At 35.0% G+C, this 17,932-nt stretch carries 14 protein-coding genes; 4 read left to right on the top strand and 10 right to left on the bottom strand.

Annotated features, from left to right (window positions below; translation table 11 throughout):
• Positions 1-7: 7 nt before the first annotated feature.
• Together DPQ89_RS08510 and DPQ89_RS18495 are read right to left on the bottom strand one after the other, a co-directional pair.
• Complete coding sequence (locus DPQ89_RS08510; protein ID WP_127716513.1) at positions 8-2,737, bottom strand: chemotaxis protein CheW; 2,730 nt, start codon at positions 2,735-2,737, stop codon at positions 8-10.
• 106 nt (positions 2,738-2,843) lie between these two features.
• A complete protein-coding gene (locus tag DPQ89_RS18495; protein ID WP_164848320.1) occupies positions 2,844-3,932 on the bottom strand; it encodes a hypothetical protein in 1,089 nt (362 codons plus the stop codon).
• An 83-nt stretch (positions 3,933-4,015) separates the two neighbouring features.
• On the opposite strand from DPQ89_RS18495, the gene DPQ89_RS08500 reads away from it, so the two are divergent.
• Positions 4,016-4,627, top strand: a complete 612-nt coding sequence (locus DPQ89_RS08500) for a class II aldolase/adducin family protein (protein ID WP_127716511.1) — start codon at positions 4,016-4,018, stop codon at positions 4,625-4,627.
• On the opposite strand, the gene DPQ89_RS08495 is transcribed toward DPQ89_RS08500, so the two are convergent.
• Genes DPQ89_RS08495 through DPQ89_RS08480 form a run of 4 tightly spaced genes read right to left on the bottom strand, consistent with a single transcriptional unit; the run spans position 4,607 to position 10,298 of the window.
• Positions 4,607-5,590 (bottom strand): hypothetical protein, encoded by a 984-nt coding sequence (locus DPQ89_RS08495; RefSeq protein WP_127716510.1) that lies wholly within the window; start codon positions 5,588-5,590, stop codon positions 4,607-4,609. The two genes, DPQ89_RS08500 and DPQ89_RS08495, sit on opposite strands and share 21 nt — an antisense overlap.
• A complete protein-coding gene (locus DPQ89_RS08490; RefSeq protein WP_127716509.1) occupies positions 5,578-6,399 on the bottom strand; it encodes a DUF455 family protein in 822 nt (273 codons plus the stop codon). Before DPQ89_RS08490 ends, DPQ89_RS08495 begins: the two co-directional genes overlap by 13 nt.
• Positions 6,400-6,401: 2 nt before the next feature.
• Positions 6,402-9,062, bottom strand: coding sequence for a helicase-related protein (locus tag DPQ89_RS08485; RefSeq protein WP_127716508.1), 2,661 nt, complete (start codon positions 9,060-9,062; stop codon positions 6,402-6,404).
• Between the two features lie 48 nt (positions 9,063-9,110).
• Positions 9,111-10,298 (bottom strand): M20/M25/M40 family metallo-hydrolase, encoded by a 1,188-nt coding sequence (locus DPQ89_RS08480; protein WP_127716507.1) that lies wholly within the window; start codon positions 10,296-10,298, stop codon positions 9,111-9,113.
• Positions 10,299-10,464: 166 nt separating this feature from the next.
• On the opposite strand from DPQ89_RS08480, the gene DPQ89_RS08475 reads away from it, so the two are divergent.
• Both DPQ89_RS08475 and DPQ89_RS08470 read left to right on the top strand, forming a co-directional pair.
• The gene (locus tag DPQ89_RS08475) at positions 10,465-11,451 is read left to right on the top strand and encodes a nitronate monooxygenase family protein (RefSeq protein WP_127716506.1); all 987 of its coding nucleotides are present in this window, start codon (positions 10,465-10,467) and stop codon (positions 11,449-11,451) included.
• Between the two features lie 2 nt (positions 11,452-11,453).
• Complete coding sequence (locus DPQ89_RS08470) at positions 11,454-12,503, top strand: saccharopine dehydrogenase (protein ID WP_127716505.1); 1,050 nt, start codon at positions 11,454-11,456, stop codon at positions 12,501-12,503.
• 31 nt (positions 12,504-12,534) lie between these two features.
• Here DPQ89_RS08470 and DPQ89_RS08465 read toward each other — a convergent pair whose 3' ends face one another.
• Both DPQ89_RS08465 and DPQ89_RS08460 read right to left on the bottom strand, forming a co-directional pair.
• Positions 12,535-14,565 (bottom strand): M3 family metallopeptidase, encoded by a 2,031-nt coding sequence (locus DPQ89_RS08465; RefSeq protein ID WP_127716504.1) that lies wholly within the window; start codon positions 14,563-14,565, stop codon positions 12,535-12,537.
• On the bottom strand, positions 14,562-15,827 hold the full coding sequence (locus DPQ89_RS08460) for an Npt1/Npt2 family nucleotide transporter (RefSeq protein WP_127716503.1): 1,266 nt from the start codon (positions 15,825-15,827) through the stop codon (positions 14,562-14,564). The genes DPQ89_RS08465 and DPQ89_RS08460 overlap by 4 nt, the downstream gene beginning before the upstream one ends.
• A 62-nt stretch (positions 15,828-15,889) precedes the next feature.
• Here DPQ89_RS08460 and DPQ89_RS08455 point away from each other — a divergent pair, with 62 nt between their 5' ends.
• Entirely contained in the window at positions 15,890-16,678 is a 789-nt protein-coding gene (locus DPQ89_RS08455; RefSeq protein ID WP_164848319.1) for a glycosyltransferase, read from the top strand.
• On the opposite strand, the gene DPQ89_RS08450 is transcribed toward DPQ89_RS08455, so the two are convergent.
• Together DPQ89_RS08450 and DPQ89_RS08445 are read right to left on the bottom strand one after the other, a co-directional pair.
• A complete protein-coding gene (locus DPQ89_RS08450; RefSeq protein WP_127716501.1) occupies positions 16,665-17,366 on the bottom strand; it encodes a hypothetical protein in 702 nt (233 codons plus the stop codon). The genes DPQ89_RS08455 and DPQ89_RS08450 overlap by 14 nt on opposite strands.
• Positions 17,353-17,892 (bottom strand): metal-dependent transcriptional regulator, encoded by a 540-nt coding sequence (locus DPQ89_RS08445; protein ID WP_127716500.1) that lies wholly within the window; start codon positions 17,890-17,892, stop codon positions 17,353-17,355. Before DPQ89_RS08445 ends, DPQ89_RS08450 begins: the two co-directional genes overlap by 14 nt.
• Between the last annotated feature and the right edge of the window lie 40 nt (positions 17,893-17,932).

Genomic DNA, 17,932 nt, shown 5'->3' with positions numbered 1-17,932 from the left:
CTTCTCCTTATCCGACACAATTCAGGATTGCTTCTGTCATTTTCTCTTGGTTGCTTTTATCTATAAAACAATTAAATCCATTTCTCTCTCCACGTTCTTCATCTTTAGAAGTGATGCGACTAGAAATTCCGATAACAGGGATATTTGGATTTGTTTCTCGAACTTTTTTAATAAATTCCCAACCATTTAAATTAGGCATTTCAATATCTGTCACTATTAGCTTTAGATCTGGCATTTCACTAAATTTCTGCATTCCATCAACACCATCACATGCAGTTGTTACACAATAGCCAAGTTCAGTAATAATTTCTTTTTGAACTCTTTGATGTAAAGGCGAATCATCAACGAGTAGAACACTTAAATTATTAGATGCAATATTTTTTGATCTCTTCTTACTATCAATAACTTTGTGAACATCAAGTAGTGATACAGTCTTACCATTAATGAAGATTGTTCCCATTATTCCATCTCTATCGCTCATCTCTTCATTGACGTCACTTTCACTAAAAGCAATATCTTTTATTTCTTTAACAACTAAACCAAAGTAACTTCCACGAACCTTAGTCACTATACATGCGACAGTAATATCCTTTTCTTCACTGAGTAAACTTGAAGTCCCTTCAAGCTCTAAACACTCCTCTAGGTTAATTAGCAACATTGGCTGATTCCCATACCGAACTAAGGGTTGATCACCAGTCCATTCAATATCCTTTAACGGAAATTCTTCCAATCTATTCACAAGACATAGAGGTATTCCATAGTCGCGAGAATCTCCAAGTTGAGTCAAGAGTATCTCTTGCGTTTCTCCATTCTTAATCTGTTCTTTTTCTTCTAGGAAGTCGTGCTCGTCTGTTCTGGCAGAGGCTCCACTGTCGACAGAATTAAAGAATCCCAGGGCATCAACAATGAGCGCAACACTCCCATCACCCATAATAGTTGCCCCTCCAAATAAGTTTAAATCCTTTAACTTTCTCGAAAGTGGCTTAACAACAATTTCTTCCGTATCTAAAACATGATCTACAATTAACCCATAAAATTGTCCTTCAGCATTTAAGATTACTATATTTACACAGTCTTCATTAATGTCTTCAACAACTTCATCTTTATCCAAGAGCTTTAAACTTTCCCCAAGTCTAAAAACAGGTATTAGTTCTCCCCTTAATCTGAAAAATTCAGACTCAAGTAACTTTTCAATATGATTCTCATTTCCTTCGTTCTCAATTCGAACCAGCTCGACTAGATTTATCTGAGGTATTGCAAAAGTTTCTCCGCTTGAGCGTACAACGAGAGCTGGAACAATTGCTAAAGTTAACGGGATCTTCAACTTAAATGTTGTTCCATTTCCAACAACGGAGTGAACGTCTACTGAGCCTCCGATCTTTTCAATATTACTCTTAACGACATCCATTCCAACGCCACGTCCTGAAATATTTGTCACTTGCTCAGCTGTTGAGAAGCCTGGTGTAAAAATTAAGTTAAGAATCTGTCTCTCAGACAAAGTCGCGCCCTTCTCTTTACTAACAAGGTTCTTACTAATTGCCTTAGCGAGAATAACTTCTGGGTTAATTCCATTACCATCATCAGAGATCTCTATAGTAACTTGCCCACCCTCGTGATAAGACTTGATATGTATATGTCCATCTTCACTCTTTCCATTCTCGAGTCTTCTGCTTGAGTCTTCAATACCATGATCAACAGAATTTCTCACAAGGTGAGTCATTGGATCACGTATGGCCTCCAAGAGAGTTTTATCAAGCTCTGTTTCTTTTCCACTAATTGTTAGCTTAATGGATTTACCTTGTTCTCGACTTAAATCTCTAACAATTCTTTCAAATTTTGTTAAAACAGTTCCAACAGGCTGCATTCTTGTTGTCATAATATCAGTTTGTAAATCGGTTGTTATGACATTGAGTTGTTGCGCTAATCTTGTTAAATCAGGTGAGTCTGAAATATTCGCATACTGCAATATTTGATTTCTATTAAGGACAAGTTCTCCTACAACATTCATAATTTTATCAAGTAATTGAACATTAACTCTTACGACACTATCCGTAAGACTAATCACCTTCTTTGGCTCCTCAGTCTTTAGGTCTACTTTTTTAGTCTCTGCTTTCTTTACTTCCGGTTTCTTTTCTAGCACGTCTTCAGTGGCCAGCTTTACTACTTCAGTTTTTACAGACTCTGAAGCATTTTGATTTTGTGTTACTAATGCAAGTTCTTCACTTGAAGATTTATTCTGAAGTTTTGTTTCGTTCATTACTTCTAGTTTAATATTCAAGGCAGGAAGATCAGAGGTTTCTGAAATTTTCTGCTCTTCAAACTTTTTTCGAAGTCCATCATCGATGGACTCATTTGACTCTACTTTTAAGAGCCTTGCATTTAAATCAGAATATTTATTCTCACCTTCTGTCCCATTTGCTTCAATATTTTTTAACATTTCAAGACAAGCATCAAATGTTTCAAGCAATATATCAATAATGTCAGAATCCATTTCCATCTCACCTTCACGAATCATATCTAAGATATTTTCAGCATGGTGAGTAACACTTTCTAGAATTTTAAATGAGAGAAAACTGGAGGACCCTTTTAGGGTATGTACTTTTCTATATATTGAATTTAATAATTCACTATTGCTATGATCTTTTTCATATTGTGTAATCTCTTCGCTAATGCCAGAGAGGTTCTCAAAAGACTCTATTAAAAACTCGTGAATTATAGCTGCATTTTGTTCTGTCATATGGATCTCAATTAAATATTTCTTAACTAAAAATATTTTAATTTTGATCCATATTTTTCACACTTCAAATTTACATTAAGATAAAGATGAAGAATTCTTAAATATTTTACTTACAAAAAGACGTATCTGATAAGGTATTTATCCGATCAATTTGTATTGTTCTACAGTCTTTAAAATTCTGATAAATATCACTTGGAAAACATTCAGGTGATTTATCGTTGGCAAGACTCCAATCAGAATTTTTCTTACAATTTAGATAACTTGTCTGGTCCACACATGCCCAATGTTTTCCCAAACAATTGTAAACTAACCCTCGTCCTGTATTTTGATAACTAGGAGGTTCTTGATATTCTATTTCTTTTTCAGGAACTTTCTCTATCATTTTTGGCGCATTCTCTGACAAGTTATCTAAGGTTTTATCTAGAGAACTTTCACTTTTTTCAGCTGCCGAATTATTTTCGCCAAGGGAAACTTCTGCCGACTCTTCAGTAGAGTTATTTAATTGCAGTGAATTTTCAACAATAGTTTCTTTCGACTCAGTTTGATCTTCTTGATTGTTTTCATTCATCTGATTATTAGTATCATCAGGCGCAACAACTTCTGGTTGTTCGTTAGCTGAAGTACTTTCCTCATTTGCTACAACAGGAGCTTTCTCCTCACCAGAAGGAGCCGGAACTTGTTCTTCTTTAACAACAGGAGGATCTTGCGCTACAGGAGATTTTTCAACAGTTGGAGCTGTATTCGATTTTGATTCAGCAGCTTTATCAACTTTCTCTTTTACAACAGGAGTTTTCTTTCTATTTACTCTCGCTCTTTTTCTCTTTGGTCTTTTAACCTCAGGTACTTGCACAATTTCCTCTTCCTTTGGAGCCAATAAGGTGTCATAAGCAAGAAAGGCTATAATTAAGACAATAAATCCTCGGATAAGCAGCTGTTTTTTCTTTGCAGCTTTTTTTTCATCATCTTCTTCGTCTTCATCATCGTAATCTTCATCGTCAGAGTCTTCATCCTCTTCCGAACTAATTATGGCCGAACCATCTATCTCTTCAGTTTTTTCAGCGAATTCATCTGACTCTTCAGACTCATCTTCGTCCTCATATTCATAATCCTCATCATCGTCATCACCTTTTTTACGTAATTTCGACTTTATTCCATGAATAAAACTTTCAATCTTATCTTTTAAACCATTCGACATTTCAATTCCTTTGCAGGATTCAATAACTTATATTATGTTTGTTTTATAACTTATCGAAATTTAATCAAAAAGGTTGAGAAAAAGTGATTGATGATGGTGTAATTAAATATGACAGGTCAAACTTTACCTACTCTGGCCCATTAGATGAATCCTTATGGAAAGATTTAGAGCTATGGCGAGCAAAATTATACTCGCTCAATTTAATTGGTGAGTACCCTACTGAAAAAGTTGGTTTTGGAAATGTCTCTCAATTTATTGCAAAGCAAGAGCAAGTCTCATTTGTCATCACAGGAACTCAAACAGGTAAGTATGCTCAACTAGATGGCTCACTTTATACAATAATAGAAGGTTATGATTTAAAAAATATGAAACTCTTCTCTAGAGGTAGTGTTGAACCTTCAAGTGAAGCCTTAACTCATGCATCTATTTATGAAGCAAATGATTCAATCAAGGCAGTATTTCATATACATAATACGAGGATCTGGAAAGGTATGATTGATAATGATTACCCAGCAACTCATGAAGATATTCCATACGGTACTTTAGAGATGGCTACAAATGTACAACGAATAATTGGTGACTCAACTCATGGCACTATTGTAATGAAAGGCCATCAAGATGGTGTAATTGCTTATGCGACAAATCTTGATAGTTGTGGAGACTTGATTCTACAGTTAGCTAAAAAATTTCTCTAACCATGCCCTATCTAATTCAAGTTGTTTAACAGAATCACTTCCGCAACAAATTGAAACAAATTTGTCTACAGGTGATGTAATTATAAAGTGTATGCCCTTCTGTGTTAGGGCCTCATTTATTATATCGAAACTTAACTCTTTTTTTGGTTTATATATTCTCCAGAAATAAAACTCTTTTTCAATATATTTTCTAAGGGCATAGATCATCATTCCCATAGTTTTTCTATAATTTACTTCTACAAAGGGATGAAATCCATTCTCATATAAGAAACAATCAATCTGAATAGACTTTTTTAAATCAAGTTTAAATAAGAAGTCTCTTATTTGACTCATCTTCTCTATCGAGTCTTCACCGACTTCATCTACAAAATCTTTAGTACTAATGACTTGTCCTCCACAGAACTGTCCTCTAGTATCAATAAAATTCTCAACAATAAAGTACTCAGTACTATTCGCGAAATACGTAACTCCATAGTCTTTTATTTTTCTGACATATTCACTAAGAACAAATTCTCCTTTTTGAGAAATCTTCTCATGTTTATTAATAAAATATGTCCCTCTACCAGAAAAACCCCACTCTTCACGTGCAACAATTCTTCCATCGTACATATGAGCTGTTTCAAGACCAATTGATGTTCTTATTGGAATCCAGCCCTGATCAATTCCTAATTGACTCATTTTTATTTTTGAATTTAGTTTTTTATTTAATTCTAAATTATCATCATTCGACCACCAAAGTTTAGTAGGACGAGCAGAAGTCACTTTAGTATTTTTGATACCTATATCACGTAAATATTCGAGATATTGTTTAGAAAAATTATACTTTGTTGAAAGTTGGCAATTATCTTCTTCATTGATAAAGAAAAATACATGATCAAACCAAGACATTGCACTATTATTTTGAGTTCTCTGTGCAAGCTTACTTTCAAAGTTAAAATCTACTTCGTAGATCAGCTCTTCCATTGTTTCCTGTCAGTTATCGAAAAGTCATCTCTATAGGCTTCAACATTTGAGATAAAGTCATTATCAAGGCCGGCCCTAATTCTAGAAGAGTGATCGAACTGCATCCCCTTTGCTCTTGCTGGAGATAGGTTTTCAGGCAAATGTAATAAATAGTACTCCCAGAGACTTTTATCTCCTTTCCATTTGTTTAACCAGTTTCTTCCATAAGCAACATGAGAAATTTCATCCTCATAGACTATATCTACAATTTTCTTTGTTTCGAAGTCTTCGATATCTTCAAATACTCCTGAATAGAAATTCGCAAAATCCAGGTTTGCCCCTTCAAAGGTTAAAGAAACAATTGAAAAGAAATCGTCTAAAGTCTGCGCTTTCGTATATTGGTTCCAAAAGAAACTATTTAAAGAGACCTCTCCAAAGCCCAGGCCTAATGACTCCATCCTTTTCTTATAAAGTAAGAAGTGTTTTTGCTCATCTGCAATCGTAGCAAGCAGCCCCTTCTTAGCTTTTAAATCTTCTTCATTTCGATTTGGTAAACAAAGAATAGCAGCTGCCATCATTTCAATGGCCAACAACTCATGATTAGCGAAGAAGTGCAAAGTGATTGCTCGTTTTTCTGGAATATGAAGAGAACCTGCCTTAGGAAACTTTGTTTGTTCTTTTCGAAATTTCATATTATCTGCTCGAGCAGGAAAACTTGGTCTTTCACGAACTTCAAAATCATCACAACTAGTCACGATACTTGGCGATTGTAATTTATCATCCAAGTCTTTTGAAAAGAGTATATTTTTGGCATATTCATCAATATTCATACTTATTTCTTACCAGTAAATTTCCTCTTCTTAGTCCTTTTCTTACTAAAGGCCTCTCTAGCTGAAGTACTCTTTTTTCCAGCTTTTTTAGACAGCCCTTTTTTAAATGCTTCGGCTGGACTAGTCCCTCTCTTTGGACCTCTGCGCCCCCCTCCTCGATTCGAAAAGCGTCTTTGATGAAAGCAGTCTTCACAAATTGCAAACTTATGTTTTTCTGGTAATTTGCACCCGCAACTAGAACAAGTCGGAACAATTTTCGCAGACAAGAGATCGTTAAGCTGGTCAACAGCAAGAGATTTATTCTCTAGAAGATCATTTTCATTAAATGAAAAGTTCTTATTATCAAAGTGGCGTGCTAGCCACTGATAGAGCTCGACACACTTAATTGAAGTCTCAAGATAGTCTATATCGGCTGATTTAGGATCAATTGGCTCATTAATAATTGGTTGAGATTTCACGTAGTGAGATAATATCCACATATAATATTGAACATGTTCTTGAAGTCCTTGATTAACAGGAGCACAAGCAAAACCAAAAATCTCTGAAGTAGTTAAGATGTTTTCCGAGTCAGTGTCTTCCACCATTTCAGCAAGTTCAATCATCTCTTTTAATTCAACACAGAAAAATGGTGCCTTAAAATCCATCGTATGAAAGAGTCTTAAAAACTCTGATAACTTTAGACCAGGAAGATTATTCTTTGTTAAAGCATCATTTACTTGATTGTATATATCCAAATCAGGACCAACCATACATTTCGTAGATTGATCTAAAGTTGCATTTAGAGCTTCAGTAATCTCTTGAAGCCCTCCTTCTACTTTAGATAAAGTAGTAACAAAGCCTGTAGGAAATCTTTTAAATCTTCCTGCACGACCTGCAATTTGCTTAATTTCAGAGTGAGAAATTATAAACTCATGACCATCAATATATTTAGATAAAGTAGAAAATACAATCCTTCTAACGGGTAAGTTCATTCCCATAGAGATAGCATCTGTACTTACGATAATATCTGTTTCACCCTCATCAAATTTTCGGGCCTGTTCTCTTCTAACCTCAGGACTTAAACGACCATAAACAATTGAAACCTTAAATCCAACTTTTTCAAGATCTCTCTTATAGCGAAGAGCATTTCTTCTTGAAAAAACAATTAGAGCATCGTTCTTTTCAAGTTGACCAACAACGATTGGTCTTTTTTCAACATTTAATGTTGTCATCCTTTCATAATTCTTAACTATTAGCTCATCACCACAAAGGTCTGCAACATTCTTAACTAATTCATAAGCTGAGGCGTCACCACAAACATGGATTTCAGGAGAATACATATTTACAAGTGCTCTAGTCCAAGCCCAGCCTCTTTGTTTATCTGTAATCATTTGAATTTCATCAATAACACAGCAATCAAATACTTGCTGAAACCTTGCCATTTCAATCGTTGATGAAAAATGTGTAGATCCTTCCTTTTCTATTACTTCTTCACCTGTGAGTAATGTTGTAGTTACTCCTTTTGAGTTTAAAGTATCGTAAAGTTCTCCCGCTAATAACCTTAGAGGTGCAAGGTAACAACCAGTTTTTGCCTTACTTAAGGCCTCTATTGCATGATAAGTCTTACCAGAGTTAGTCGGCCCCATATGATATATAATTTTTCTTTTTATCTCTCGGGAACTTGAGTGAACCCAGAACTCTCCTAAATAATCATTTAAGATTTTTGAGGAAACATCCTTCTTCTTTAAGACAACAATTGCTCTAACAAATTTTCTAAAATCTCTTTGTAAACTCTTTGTCCCTTTCCAAAAATCCGAAGAAAGTTGAGAGAAGAATTTATGATACTCATTTTCCGTAAGTAGGTCTTCAGAGAACTCATTATCTGAAAGCCAATTTCTTAACATCGGAATTATATTTCTTGCATGATCTTTTGCTATATCACTTGGATAATTATATTTTTCATGAAGCTTATTTTTTATTTGTGACTCTAATCTATTTAACGATGATCTCTTTAATTTAGTTCTAACTTTATATAGCGTCTTATCTAGAGTTTTTTGAAGTGTATTATAGACATCACTAACTTGATCTATAGTTCCGTTTAGTTTCTCTTCAATCTGCTCTTTGGCTTCATCAATATCTGCAGTGCACTTGTTAAATACGAAGTCTCTCATGCGAGCTCTAAATGTTGCCACACAGTCCATACACTGACATGATAAATCTGCCATCTTTAAATTTAAATCAAACTCTAATTCAATAGTCTTCTGAGCTTTTTCATGGGCCAATTTCTTTTTATCAATCCATTCTAAAATTGCCTTGTGATGTAGAGACATAATATTTAGACTCAAACCACCATCTTGTCCAAAGTAGTATCTTTCTAGTTCAGGAAATAAACAGTCATCTAAAAAGATAAGATCTAATATATTTGCTCTTTGAACAAAGTCGTAAAAAGGAATGTAATCCTTACTGAACATTGGTAAAAGACTAGGATACTCTAAAAAGAAAGTATAAAGGGATTGTTGAATTCCTTTAATAACGTCCAAGATAATTGCAGCATCATCGACAGAGCGAATATACTCTTCATCATCACTAAAACTATTAATTTTAACTAGGGTTTTTCTTTCTGTTTCTAATTGATTTTTGACTTCTTCAAAGTCAACAAGCGAAGGAACCTCAGATAGGGCCACGTTTACTCCATTATAAAGTTAAAGCGGCCCGTTCCAGTGTGAGATTTACTACCTGTCTAATTCAACAACGAACGATAGACCAAGCTTAGCAAATTTTACAGCGTGGTTAGAACCACCTCTTGATTGTTCAATTGTATCACGAGCAGTATGAATATTGTTATTCATATCTCTCTTTTTAGACTCAAATGGCATTGACGCTGGATATCCTTCACCATGCCATGATGCATGATCAGAACAACCGTAACCACATTTGTCATATCCCCAGCTTATTTCTGGTAAATACTTGTCTAATAGATTTCCTATGAAAGCATTTTGTTGCTGATTAGTGAAGTCAGTCATCATAACGATATCAAGATCAGAACCTTTATAATTCGTCATATCTAATTGAAGAACTCCAATTATATTCGCTCCATCATTTTTCATTCTTTTCGCAATTTCTTTTGATCCTCTAAGACCAACCTCTTCAGCGGCATAGCCCATAAACTTAATTGTTTTAGTAGGCTTGAAGTTCGACGTTGCAAGAACTCGAATAATTTCAGTTACAGTCGCAATTCCTGATGCATTATCATCCGCACCAGGTGCCGTCGCTCTTTCTCTTCCCCAATAACCGGCAATAGAGTCAGCGTGACCACCAACTACAATTGTTTCATCAGACTCACCCTTAATAGTTAAAATAACAGATGGCTGCTTCCAGCTAGAATGATTATATAGCTCAACAGTTACGTCACTTCTATGAGCAGTAAGAGCGGCCCACTTATCGTGAATCCACTTCACGGCCTGAACACCAGTTTCTGATTGATAATATCTATTTTTAAAACTTGATAATTTTTTAATAGTACTAGTTATTTCTTTTTCACTAACTTGAGGAATAAGAGGTGTCACCTCATCCTCTGCTGTAATGTTATAATCTGCAAACGGAGCAGACTTAGCAAAGTTACGAGTCTCAATTGAGTTAACCGCCTCCATTGCATCTTCTAAAGAGTCATGAAGCATAAACCCACCGCAACGGTGAAAGTTCTCATGCATTTCATGACTTAGCTCTAATAGAGAGTTTTCATCAATTTCAAGAACTGAAATACCTTCTACTGACTTAAGTGCAGAGACTGATGATTTGAATTTTGACTTAGAAAAGTGAACAGCATCGTTATCGATAGTAATAAATTTCTTGGCCGGTGCAGCATAAACATTCGCACTTAATAGCAATGAGAGCGAAATCCATTTCAATGAGTTTTTCATTTAAATACTCCTAATAAATAAAATCTTCCTGATTCTTTTTAACTATTCTAGGCCAATGCTTCTTTTTTTACTGCAAATAAGTTCTTACAAAATAAAACTTTAAGCCAAAAGCTATCTATGTAAGAATAAATCCAACAAGTTATAGAAAGAAATATGGAGTAATATAATGATAAAAACATGGCTTACTGAGACATTTAAGATTAAATATCCAATAATTTTAGCTCCAATGTTCCTAGTATCAAATAATAAGATGCTAATTGAAGCGTCTAAGGCCGGTTTTATGGGCTGTATACCTGCACTTAACTGGAGAACTCCTGAAGAATTTGAAAAGGGAATTAAAGAACTCAAAGAAAAGTGTGAAGGTCCATTTGGCATCAATCTCATAGCAAACAAGTCAAATATTCATCTAAAAAAGCAAATTGAAATTTGTGAGAAGTATATTCCAGACTTTATTATTACCTCCCTTGGGAGTCCTGAAGAAATAATTAAAAGATGTGGGTCTAAGGGAACAAAAGTCATCTGCGATGTCGTTGATGTTACTTATGCTAAGAAATGCGAAGAACTTGGCGCCGATGCTTTAATTGCAGTGAATTCTGGAGCTGGAGGACATGCCGGCCCTACTCCTGCTTCAATTCTTGTTCCTCTACTAAAAGAAAACTGTTCTCTACCGGTTATTAGTGCTGGAGGTGTAGGAACAGGATCAGCTCTTTTTTCTGTCCTTGCTCTTGGCTCAGAAGGCGTCTCAATTGGTTCTCCATTCATTGCAACAGTTGAAAGTGATGTTTCTGAAGGCTATAAGCAAGCAGTTGTTGACTACGGAGCAAAGGATATTGTGATGACTACTAAAGTATCTGGCTCCCCTTGTACTGTCATTAATACTCCTTTTGTTAAAAAGATTGGTACAGAACAAAACTTTCTAGAGTCGTACTTAAATAAAAATAAGAAATTAAAGAAGTATGCAAAAATGCTGACGTATTACAAGGGTATGAAGCTCGTTGAAAAAGCTGCCTTTTCTGCAACTTATAAGAGTGTATGGTGTGCTGGTCCATCTATTGAGTTTACAGATAAAATAGAAACGACTAAAGATATTATAGATAGATTAATTTCAGAATATGAAATCTCCGTTAAAGAGTTTCAAGAGAAAATGGTTTAAGAATGAAAGCTACTTTTATACTAAGAAAAGAATTTAAGGCCTTTGAAAGAAGAACTCCTCTAACACCGGCCAATGCCAAGAAAATAATCGAAGCAGGTCATAGTGTAAAAGTTGAAACTTGTCCTGATCGAATTTTTAAGGATAGTGAATATCAAGAAGTGGGATGTGAAATTACTCCAATTGAATCTTGGAAGCAGGAAGATGAGAGATCTTTTATTCTAGGCCTTAAAGAGCTTCCACTTGATAGCTTCCCTCTAAAACATAGACATATCTACTTCGCACATATTTTTAAGGGCCAAGATGGTCATAAAGAAGTACTAAATAGATATATTCAAGGCAACGGACAACACTTTGATCTAGAATACTTAGTCGATGAAAACTCAAGGCGTGTAGCCGCATTTGGAAAGTGGGCAGGCTTTGTAGGAGCAGCAATTTCTCTAGATCGATTCTATCAAAAACAATTGAATACTCCTTACCCAGCAATGAAATCATTTGAAGATATTAATGGTCTTTATTCCCAAATTTCATCACACAAAGAAGAGTCAACTCGCAATCCTAGAGCAATAATTATTGGAGCAAAGGGACGATGCGGAAGTGGAGCAAAAGAAGTTTTCGATCACTTTGGTGTAGAAACTACTTTATGGGACTATGAAGAAACTAAGGCCGGCGGCCCCTTCAAAGAAATCGCTGAGCACGATATTTTCGTTAACTGCGTTTTAATGACAACGAAAGTACCTCCATTTATCACTAAAGATATCCTCGCAGGAAATAAAAACCTATCAATTATTGGTGATGTTAGCTGTGATCCAACAAGTAATCTTAATCCAATTCCTATTTATGATGATATTACTTCGTGGGAGAAACCATTCGTTGAGACTTGTGGACTAGAACTGCTTGCCGTAGATAACCTTCCAAGCCTATTACCAAGAGAGAGCTCTGTCGATTTTTCAGATCAGCTTACTCCTCACCTGCTTAATCTTGCAACTAAAGGTATCGAAGACCCTGTATGGAAAGCTGCTTTAGATACCTTTAATAAATTTTCTAAATCTTAAAAAAAAGGAGCTATCAAGCTCCTTTTTACTTTTAAATTAATCCACTTCTTCTAAGTAGTGCATCCGGAGTAGGTTCTGCTCCTCTAAACTTTTTATAAAGTTCCATTGGATGTTCTGTTCCACCTTTAGAAAGGATATTGTCCTTAAACTTTTTAGCAATCTCTCTGTTAAAGATTCCATTTTCTTTAAAGTGCTCAAATGCATCTGCATCTAAAACTTCCGCCCACTTATATGAATAATATCCTGACGAATATCCTCCCGCAAAAATATGACCAAATGAAGTAGACATCATAGATCCATCTACTTTAGGCAAGAGAGTTGTGGATTCCATCGCTTTTTTCTCAAATGCTTCTGCATCATCAACAGACGAATTATCTCCAGAGTGCCATGCCATATCTAAAAGTGCGAAACTTAACTGTCTCATAGTTCCCATTCCAGCGTGGAAGCTAGCAGAATCTTTAATTTTTTGAACTAACTCAGATGGAATAACTTCCCCAGTTTCATAGTGCTTTGCAAATAGAGCGAGACATTCTTGTTCGTACGCCCAGTTCTCCAGGATTTGGGATGGAAGCTCAACGAAATCCCAAAATACACTAGTTCCAGAAAGACTTGGATACTTTGTATCAGCAAGCATACCATGAAGGGCGTGACCAAACTCGTGAAACAAGGTTGTAACTTCATTGAATGTTAAAAGAGAAGGCTTTGTTTCAGTAGGTTTAGTAAAGTTACACACAATAGAAATATGCGGCCTTTTTTCTTCTCCCGCAAAATTAGACTGACCTCTATAGGCCGTCATCCAAGCACCATTTCTTTTAGTTGCTCTTGGGAAGAAATCCGCATAAAAAGCAGCAATATGCTTTCCTGACTCGTCTGTAACTTCATAAGTCATCACATCTTTGTGATACTTTTGAATATCTGATCTTTCATTAAAATTTAGGCCATACAGCTTTGAAGCAACTTGAAAAACACCATCAATAACATTTTCTAATTTAAAGTACGGTTTTAACATTTCGTCATCAACACTAAACTTTTCCTTCTTAAGCTTCTCAGACCAAAATGCAGTATCCCAGTTCTGTAGATCTTCCGGCCCACCATTAGCAATTACATACTTTTTTAACTCTTCGATTTCATTTTGAGCATGTGGTTTAGATTTAGAAAGTAGATTTTCCAAAAACTCTCCAACATTTCCAGGAGTCGAGGCCATTCTTTCTTCTAAAGTGAAATCAGCATGACTAGCATAACCTAAAAGGTTTGCCCTCTTATGCCTAAGTACAGAGAACCTCTTCACATTTTCTTTATTATCAAGCTCATCACCTTTGCAAGACTTCGTCGTATTTGCACGGTATAACTTTTCTCTTAAATCTCTATTTTCTGCATAAGTCATAAAAGGAATCAAACTTGGATAATCTAAAGTTATTACCCACTTACCTTCATATCCTTTTTCCTTAGCAATCATTGCGGCAGCTTCCTTAGCTCCATCAGGAAGACCAGCAAGGTCCGACTCATTCTCAAGAACCATTTCGTATTTATTAGTTTCTTTAAGGTTATTATTACCAAAATTTAAAGAAAGAGTTGATAGCTCCTCATCGATACTACGTAGTTCACTTTTTTGAGTTTCATTAAGAAGAGCTCCATTTCTAACAAATGATTTATAATTCTTTTCTAGTAGTTTTAAATCTTCCGCATCTAATGAAAAAGAATCTTTATTTTCCCAAACCTCTTTGACCTTAGAAAAAAGTTCAGCATCTAGAAGAATGTCATTCCCATACGCAGTTATCTTAGGAGAGAACTCTTTTGCAATTTCTTGCATTTCATCATTTGTTTCAGCAGACAAGAGATTAAAAAATATTTCAGCTACCTTATCTACAGCATCTCCAGACCTTTCTAAAGCAACAATTGTATTTTCAAAAGTAGCCGGTTCTGGGTTTGCTTTAATTTTTGCAAGATTGTCTTTTGCTATTTTAATTCCTTCCTCAAGTGCGGGAAGATAGTGTTCATTTTTAATTTCTTCAAAAGGTACTGTTGAAAATACCGTTTTATACTCGTTAGATATTGGGTTCATAAATACTCCTTATTAACCTTCAAAACTTTCTTCTGTTCTATGAACAGTGGAATTAATATAAAAATCCAAACAATTAGACAAATTGAAAGGCATATATCAACAAAAGTTTCACTTTGATAAAATATTAGCAAAAAGGAAATAAGCCCTTTCGCAAAACGATACACTACCATATCAACAACATATTTTGCGCCATATTTTTGCCTTGTAACCAATGGAAAATAAAGCATTTCCTTTGCAGCACTAAATAGAGAATAATCAGTTCCCTTAAACATAACGAATGTCAAAGCAACGGGAAAAAGTGACGCACTTCCCAAAGAAACCCCAAGTCCAGAGATAAGAAAGAAGAAAACAGGGATAAAGAAGTGAATAGAGCGATTTTTTACCAGATTAAACAACACTGGAATAACTAGGACTTGCATAAATAGTGATACACCATTTATGGAGGAATAGAGATTCCCCAGATAGCTAACTTTCTCTGCTTTTGTTTGAACAAACCTCTCAAGCATAATATTAAATTTAAAGTTAGCTAGATTAATACAAAACTGTGAAAGAAGAATAATTAGAGCGATTAAAAATACATACTTTTTTACATCTAAAATACTATGTAATGGTGATTCATTCTTTCTATCATTCGTATCATCAAGCCTACTGAATTTAGGTCCCGTTAACTGAAAACAGATACATGAAACGACAATAAAAACAGAACCAAATATGGCCACACCTTCAGCACCACCCAAAGCACCAACATACTTTGATGTAACCTGTCCGCCTATAATTCCACCAATTGATCCAAGTGCTCCCATTGGGCCATAAATAGTCTTTGCCAGTTTATAGCTTAAAATAGAATTCACATAACCTAAGACAAGATGAACCATCAGAACAATGTAAACTTCTTTCCATATAATCAAAACATATGAGAGTAGTTTTACGTCCTTATTAATAAAGAATACTGCAATTGATAATATAGCAAATGTACTAAGCCCAATTAGCCAAAAGATGGTTTGAACACTTTTACTAACCTGTAATTTATTAAATATCGAAATAGAAATACTTAGAGCGACAATAGAGTATAGCCATGCAAGGGGTGAGCTCTTTGCACCATAGCTTTCTAAGAATATTGCCTCAGCGGCACTTCTGATCATAGGATAAGAAAAGAGTAGAAAGAAAAGGCTTAGGCTGGCCAATATTAAGGCCTTCTTTTTATCCTTTCCCAAGGAAAGTAGCTGATCTTTTAGGTCGGAGAAATAATCAGAAGTTGCCATTGTTGCATCATCCTATCAAATTTTTAAAAAGTTATTATAATAGTACTTGAATGATGAAGAGTATGAAACATAACATTTTAGAAGATAAAGTTTGCTTAGTTGTTCCATTTTATAACGAGCAACAAAATGTTGCTCCTTTTATAGAAGAGTGGGTCTCAGTCCTAACCTTTCACAAGATAAAATATCAAATTTTGGCAATAAACTGTGGTTCAACAGATGACACTCGTGGAGTCTTAAGATCACTGGCATCAGACAATAGTGCAATTGTCTTAACGGATATTCAAAATGAAGGTTACGGTCAATGTTTAAAGCGTGGACTATTAGAAGCTACAAATACTAATTCACGATGGATATTTCATACTGATAGTAATGGTGAGCTAAGAGCATTAGATTTTTTAAAACTATGGAAAGAAAGAAATAGTTTTCATACTCAAATAGGATACAGAGCTAATTTTTCAGGCCTTCGTATAAAAGATATTTGCTCAAATTTGATTTCTAAATTCGCATCTCTTCTGTATCAGACTTCACTGAAGGATATAGATATATCCTATAGATTATATGAATCTACTCATCTAAAGAATATGCTTCATGAAATACCTTCAGTAACATGTTCACCTAATGTATTTTTAAGCCTTCTCGCAGCTAGGACATCTAAAGGAATGAGACAAATTCCAGTCGTTCATCGCAGACGTATTTTTGGCGCTAGCTCAACTTCGCTATTCAGTTTCATCGCTATGCAAATTCAACTTTTCTTTGAACTTTGTGCATTTAGATCTATTTATAATTTCAAAGTGAAGGAAGTAAGAAAGTTATCGCAAAAAGAAGCGCCCCTAAAAGTTACTTCAAAGTAATAAAGAACTGCTCTTTAAAAGTTCCGACAGTTTTTTTATTAGTTACAGAATAGCGATCATTGCCAGTTGAAATTTCGTTACCACTACTCTTCTTCGATAGGTCTTCAACAACTTGGGCCAAATCAACTCTTTGATTCTTACTCATTTGCAACGTTGTAAGAACATTTGTATTTTTCGATCCTAATGAAATATCGACTTCAGCAAACTTTGCCTTCAATCTACAAGTAATTGTGACAATATTACCATTTACTAGGAATTGAGCTGTTTTAGACTCCATCATTCTAAGAGCAGTTGTGGTTTTTCTAGTAGAGGAATCTACTTCTTCGTTTGCAAATGGCTTCTTACTGAGCTCGTAAGATATTTTCTTTTGATTGCGAGCTTTTATATTTTCGATCTCAAAGAGACATTCTCTCTTTTGTGACTCAAGAGTATTTCCATATCTTCTAATGATTTTAAAATTCATTCCAATGAATTTGTCATATAAATCCATTCTTTTTTCATCTGCCACAATTTCAATACAATGCTTAGATGAGTTTTTTAAAAAACGATCTCCCGGAGCCGTTATTTGAGAGCTATACGAAACAACGCTCTCTAAAGATACTGAGCGATCAAAGCAGATTCCTCTCAAGTCATTACTAAAAGCTTGAGAGGTTAGGAAAAATAGAAAAATAATATTAAGAGTTTTCATCAAGGTGAGAATCACCTGTTTGGCTTTCGAAAAAGTTCTCAGCAGAATCAAATTCACAGAAGTCCAGAGAAGTTTTAAAGTTAAAACCTTTAGGAAGCTCTCCACCCTCTTTAGATATTCGCTCGCAAGTACATGCTAAGTTCTTCATAAAATCAAAGAATTTAGTACTAGTTTCTGAGCTCATTAAATGCTCCATTAAACATGAATCTCTTTCTGCCGTCTCCTCAGAAACCCCTACAAAGTCTTTTAAAAAGTAAAAGAGTAGAGTTCTTGAAGAAAGAATTCTATGAACCTCATCGTGTCCCTTATCTGTCAGAAGTAAGAATTTACAATCCTCTTCTTCAGTAACAAAGCCTTTTTTCTTTAAGTTATTTAAAGCGGTAGAAACGCTTCCCTTTGTTAACTTAAGATCTTTAGCAATATCAGTAACTCTCGCAAACCCCCTACCTTCTTTTAACTTATGTATCGTTAATAAGTAGTGGGCCATAGAGTGGGATAATTCAATTTCGTGTGTTTTGTTAGTCATAAGATAGTTCTACCAATCAATAAAATGCGCGTCAAACGTC

Origin of the sequence: Halobacteriovorax sp. HLS, assembly GCF_004006665.1 — a bacterium.
Classification (GTDB): domain Bacteria; phylum Bdellovibrionota; class Bacteriovoracia; order Bacteriovoracales; family Bacteriovoracaceae; genus Halobacteriovorax.
Note: the sequence above shows the minus strand (reverse complement) of the source record. Positions and strands in the feature narration are given on the sequence as shown.

Bases quoted from the DNA above. Each gene is read 5' to 3' on its own strand.
- DPQ89_RS18495 (WP_164848320.1), bottom strand. From the start codon at position 3,932: ATGTCGAATGGTTTAAAAGATAAGATTGAAAGTTTTATTCATGGAATA.
- DPQ89_RS08475 (WP_127716506.1), top strand. From the start codon at position 10,465: ATGATAAAAACATGGCTTACTGAGACATTTAAGATTAAATATCCAATA.
- DPQ89_RS08510 (WP_127716513.1), bottom strand. From the start codon at position 2,737: ATGACAGAACAAAATGCAGCTATAATTCACGAGTTTTTAATAGAGTCT.
- DPQ89_RS08445 (WP_127716500.1), bottom strand. From the start codon at position 17,892: ATGACTAACAAAACACACGAAATTGAATTATCCCACTCTATGGCCCAC.
- DPQ89_RS08460 (WP_127716503.1), bottom strand. From the start codon at position 15,827: ATGGCAACTTCTGATTATTTCTCCGACCTAAAAGATCAGCTACTTTCC.
- DPQ89_RS08455 (WP_164848319.1), top strand. From the start codon at position 15,890: ATGAAACATAACATTTTAGAAGATAAAGTTTGCTTAGTTGTTCCATTT.
- DPQ89_RS08480 (WP_127716507.1), bottom strand. From the start codon at position 10,298: ATGAAAAACTCATTGAAATGGATTTCGCTCTCATTGCTATTAAGTGCG.
- DPQ89_RS08490 (WP_127716509.1), bottom strand. From the start codon at position 6,399: ATGAATATTGATGAATATGCCAAAAATATACTCTTTTCAAAAGACTTG.
- DPQ89_RS08450 (WP_127716501.1), bottom strand. From the start codon at position 17,366: ATGAAAACTCTTAATATTATTTTTCTATTTTTCCTAACCTCTCAAGCT.
- DPQ89_RS08495 (WP_127716510.1), bottom strand. From the start codon at position 5,590: ATGGAAGAGCTGATCTACGAAGTAGATTTTAACTTTGAAAGTAAGCTT.
- DPQ89_RS08465 (WP_127716504.1), bottom strand. From the start codon at position 14,565: ATGAACCCAATATCTAACGAGTATAAAACGGTATTTTCAACAGTACCT.
- DPQ89_RS08470 (WP_127716505.1), top strand. From the start codon at position 11,454: ATGAAAGCTACTTTTATACTAAGAAAAGAATTTAAGGCCTTTGAAAGA.